Raw genomic sequence first — 4,162 nt, forward strand, 5'->3', positions numbered from 1 at the left:
GCGCGCCCCCGCCCACCCCCCGCCGCCCCGGCTTACGCCAGTGGGGGGGCGGCACACCGATCCACCGGTGTCCGGCCCGCCCTCGCGTGACCCGGAGGGCTCAGCCCTGCCAGCTGTGCGGCGCCCGGAAGCCCGGCGTCCGCTCCAGCCTGCGCCAGCCGGCCGTGCTGCGGCCGGCGGCGAAGTGCCCGGGGCCTGCCACCGTCGCCGGGGCCTGCGCGGCACGGGCGATCAGCAGCGCGGTCACCGCCGCCAGTTCCTCGTCGCTCGCGGCGCCCTTCTCCACCCGGACCAGCTTGCTGTCCACGCCCGTCTCCATCCCCGTCTCCGTGCTCATCTGCGGTCTCTCCTCGGTGGTGGCCGGACCCGTCACTGCGGCGGGTTGCCGTGCTTGCGGGCGGGCAGGTCGGCGTGCTTGCTGCGCAGCATCGCCAGCGACTGGATCAGCACCGCACGGGTCTCGGCGGGGTCGATCACGTCGTGCACCAGCCCGCGCTCCGCGGCGTAGTACGGGTGCATCAGCTCGGTCTTGTACTCCTTGACCAGCCGGGCCCGGGTCGCCTCGGGGTCCTCGGCGGCGGCGATCTGCCGGCGGAAGATCACGTTCGCCGCGCCCTCCGCGCCCATCACCGCGATCTCGTTCGTCGGCCAGGCGTAGGTGAGGTCGGCTCCGATGGTCTGCGAGTCCATCACGATGTACGCCCCGCCGTACGCCTTGCGCAGCACCACGGAGATCCGCGGCACGGTCGCGTTGCAGTACGCGTACAGCAGCTTGGCACCGTGCCGGATGATGCCGCCGTGCTCCTGGTCCACGCCGGGCAGGAAGCCGGGGACGTCCAGCAGGGTGACGATCGGGATGTTGAAGGCGTCGCACAGCTGGACGAAGCGGGCCGCCTTCTCCGAGGCGTGGATGTCCAGCACCCCGGCCAGCGACTGCGGCTGGTTGGCGACGATGCCGACCACCTGGCCGCCGAGCCGGCCCAGCGCGCAGATGATGTTGGTGGCCCAGCGCTCGTGGACCTCCAGGAACTCCCCGTCGTCGACGAGCTCCTCGATGACGGCGCGCATGTCGTAGGGGCGGTTGCCGTCGGCCGGGACCAGGTCGAGCAGCGCGTCGCCCGAGCGGTCGGCGGGGTCCTCGGTCTCGGCGACCGGCGGGTTCTCGCGGTTGTTGGAGGGCAGCAGCGACAGCAGGAACCGCACCTCCTCCAGGCACGACTCCTCGTCGTCGTAGGCGAAGTGCGCCACTCCGGAGGTCTCGGCGTGCACATCGGCGCCGCCCAGGCCGTTCTGGGTGATCTCCTCACCCGTGACGGCCTTGACCACGTCCGGGCCCGTGATGAACATCTGCGAGGTCTCGCGGACCATGAAGACGAAGTCGGTCAGCGCCGGGCTGTAGGCGGCGCCGCCCGCGCAGGGGCCGAGCATCACGGAGATCTGCGGGATGACCCCCGACGCCTTGGTGTTGCGCTGGAAGATCCCGCCGTAGCCGGCCAGCGCCGAGACGCCTTCCTGGATCCGGGCGCCGGCGCCGTCGTTGAGGGAGACCAGCGGGGCCCCCGCCGCGATGGCCATGTCCATGATCTTGTGGATCTTCTGGGCGTGCGCTTCCCCGAGCGCCCCGCCGAAGATCCGGAAGTCGTGCGCGTAGACGAAGACGGTCCGGCCGTGCACGGTGCCCCAGCCGGTGATGACACCGTCGGTGTAGGGGCGCTTGGCCTCCAGACCGAAGCCGGTGGCGCGGTGCCGCCGCAGCCCTTCGACCTCGCGGAAGGAGCCTTCGTCCAGCAGCAGCTCGATCCGCTCCCGGGCGGTCAGCTTGCCCTTGGCGTGCTGTGCCGCGGTCGCCTTCTCGCTGGGACCACGGCCGATCTCGTCACGGATGGCGTGCAGCTCCGCCACGCGGCCCCGGGCATCGGGTGCGGCCACGGGCGTCAGGGACTCTTCGGTCATGTAAAGACCCTATGAAACGCCGGGAGAGAACGCTCTCGTCAGATCCGTACAGTCTCCGCCGTCATTTCGTGGTCGCCCTGTACAGAACCAACGGTCTCCGGGGCAATGGTGCAGCGAAGTACCACAGGAGACGCGGGGGGAACTGGAGGAACCCTCTAAGTCCGCTCGTTCCCCCCGGCCCGGCTCACTCCGTGGGACGCAGTCCGGCCCGCAGCAGACCGTAGGTGTAGGCATCCTCCAGCGCCTGCCAGGAGGCGGCGATGACGTTGTCCGCGACGCCGACGGTGGACCACTCGCCCTCGCCGTCGCCGGTGGTGATGAGCACCCGGGTGGTGGACTGGGTGCCGGCCCGGCCGGCCAGGATGCGCACCTTGTAGTCCACCAGCTGGAGCCGGGCCAGCTCGGGGAAGGTGCGCTCCAGTCCGGTGCGCAGCGCCCGGTCCAGGGCGTTGACGGGGCCGTTGCCCTCGCCGGTGGCGACCACCCGCTCGCCCTTGGCCCACAGCTTGACGGTGGCCTCGTTGTCGAGGGTGCCGTCCGCCCGCTGGTCGGTGATCGCCCGCCAGGACTCCAGCCGGAAGAACCGGGCGGCGCGGCCGGTGACCTCGTCGCGCAGCAGCAGTTCGAAGGAGGCGTCCGCGGCCTCGTAGGTGTAGCCCTTCGCCTCCTGTTCCTTGACCCGGGCGACGATCCGGCCGACCAGGTCGCGGTCGCCCTCCAGGTCGTAGCCCAGCTCGCGGCCCTTCAGCTCCACGGAGGCGCGGCCCGCCATGTCGGAGACGAGCATCCGCATGGAGTTGCCGACCAGCTCCGGGTCGATGTGCTGGTAGAGGTCGGGGTCCACCTTGATCGCGGAGGCGTGCAGCCCGGCCTTGTGCGCGAAGGCGGACAGGCCGACGTAGGGCTGGTGGGTGCTGGGGGTGAGGTTGACGACCTCGGCGATGGCGTGCGAGATGCGGGTCATCTCCTTGAGCGCGCCCGGCGGCAGCACCCGCTTGCCGTACTTCAGCTCCAGGGCGGCGACCACCGGGAAGAGGTTGGCGTTCCCGACCCGCTCGCCGTAGCCGTTGGCGGTGCACTGCACGTGGGTGGCGCCGGCGTCCACGGCGGCCAGGGTGTTGGCGACGGCGCAGCCGGTGTCGTCCTGGGCGTGGATGCCGATCCGGGCGCCGGTGTCGGCGACGACGGTCCGTACCGTGGCCTGCACCTGGGCGGGGAGCATGCCGCCGTTGGTGTCGCACAGGACGACGACGTCCGCGCCCGCCCCGGCGGCGGCGCGGACCACGTCGAGGGCGTAGCCGGGGTTGTCGGCGTAGCCGTCGAAGAAGTGCTCGCAGTCCACGAAGACCCGGCGGCCGGCCGCGCGCAGATGGCGCACGGTGTCGGCGATCATGGCGAGGTTCTCCTCGGGCGTGGTGCGCAGAGCCAGTGCGACGTGCTTGTCGTGGGACTTGGCGACCAGGGTGACGACGGGGGCGCCGGAGTCCAGCAGGGCCTGGACCTGGGGGTCCTGGGCGGCGGTGGCGCCGGCCTTGCGGGTGGCGCCGAAGGCCACCAGCTGGGCGTGGCGCCAGGGCAGCTCGCGGGCGCGGCGGAAGAACTCAGTGTCGCGGGGGTTGGCGCCGGGCCAGCCGCCCTCGATGAAGCCGACGCCGAAGTCGTCGAGGTGGCGGGCGATGGCGAGCTTGTCGGCGACGGTGAGGTGGATGCCCTCGCGCTGGGCCCCGTCGCGCAGGGTGGTGTCGAAGACGTGGAAGCCGTCGTCGGGCGCGTCCGGGGCGGCGGGGGTGGCCGGTGTGGTCATGGTGGTGGCTCCTGCGGAGGATGCGGTTCTGGTCGGCTCCACTGCCCTGCTCCCGTCCGGCCGTGTGTGGGCCGGGAAACGAAAAGACCTCTCGCGGATGCGAGAGGTCTGCGCGCGGGTCGAGGCACGGTGGCCGCGTCACCCGGTGGGGTGGGGCGGCGATCACTGCGGACCGGCGCGCTCATCACCAATAATCATCATGGCGAACGAGAGCACGGGCCCAGTGTGGCACACGATGCCCTCGGTACCCGGGGTGTCTCACGATCCGGACGAGGCCGGGACAGGGGCCGCCGGTGCGGGCGCGGCCCGTCGGCGGACGGGCGCCGCCGGTACGGAGCCGGGCGGGTGCCCGGGGTCCGTACCGGCGGTGGTGCGGCGCGTGCCGCGCGGGCGGCGTCCGGCGAC

3 protein-coding genes are annotated in these 4,162 nt (G+C 72.2%); all 3 read right to left on the bottom strand.

The features are described from left to right. Positions 1–100: 100 nt before the first annotated feature. Entirely contained in the window at positions 101–337 is a 237-nt protein-coding gene (locus tag ACFV5N_RS25440) for an acyl-CoA carboxylase subunit epsilon (RefSeq protein ID WP_019436456.1), read from the bottom strand. Between the two features lie 32 nt (positions 338–369). Next, positions 370–1,953: an acyl-CoA carboxylase subunit beta gene (locus ACFV5N_RS25445; protein WP_385604175.1), complete on the bottom strand. Its 1,584-nt coding sequence runs from the start codon at positions 1,951–1,953 to the stop codon at positions 370–372. A 184-nt stretch (positions 1,954–2,137) separates the two neighbouring features. Next, the gene (cimA, locus tag ACFV5N_RS25450; protein WP_385604178.1) at positions 2,138–3,757 is read right to left on the bottom strand and encodes a citramalate synthase; all 1,620 of its coding nucleotides are present in this window, start codon (positions 3,755–3,757) and stop codon (positions 2,138–2,140) included. Positions 3,758–4,162 lie beyond the last annotated feature (405 nt).

Origin of the sequence: Streptomyces sp. NPDC059853, assembly GCF_042731495.1 — a bacterium.
Classification (GTDB): Bacteria; Actinomycetota; Actinomycetes; order Streptomycetales; family Streptomycetaceae; genus Streptomyces.

Coding starts and splice junctions, on each gene's coding strand:
- ACFV5N_RS25440 (WP_019436456.1), bottom strand. CDS start 337: ATGAGCACGGAGACGGGGATGGAGACGGGCGTGGACAGCAAGCTGGTC.
- ACFV5N_RS25445 (WP_385604175.1), bottom strand. CDS start 1,953: ATGACCGAAGAGTCCCTGACGCCCGTGGCCGCACCCGATGCCCGGGGC.
- cimA (WP_385604178.1), bottom strand. CDS start 3,757: ATGACCACACCGGCCACCCCCGCCGCCCCGGACGCGCCCGACGACGGC.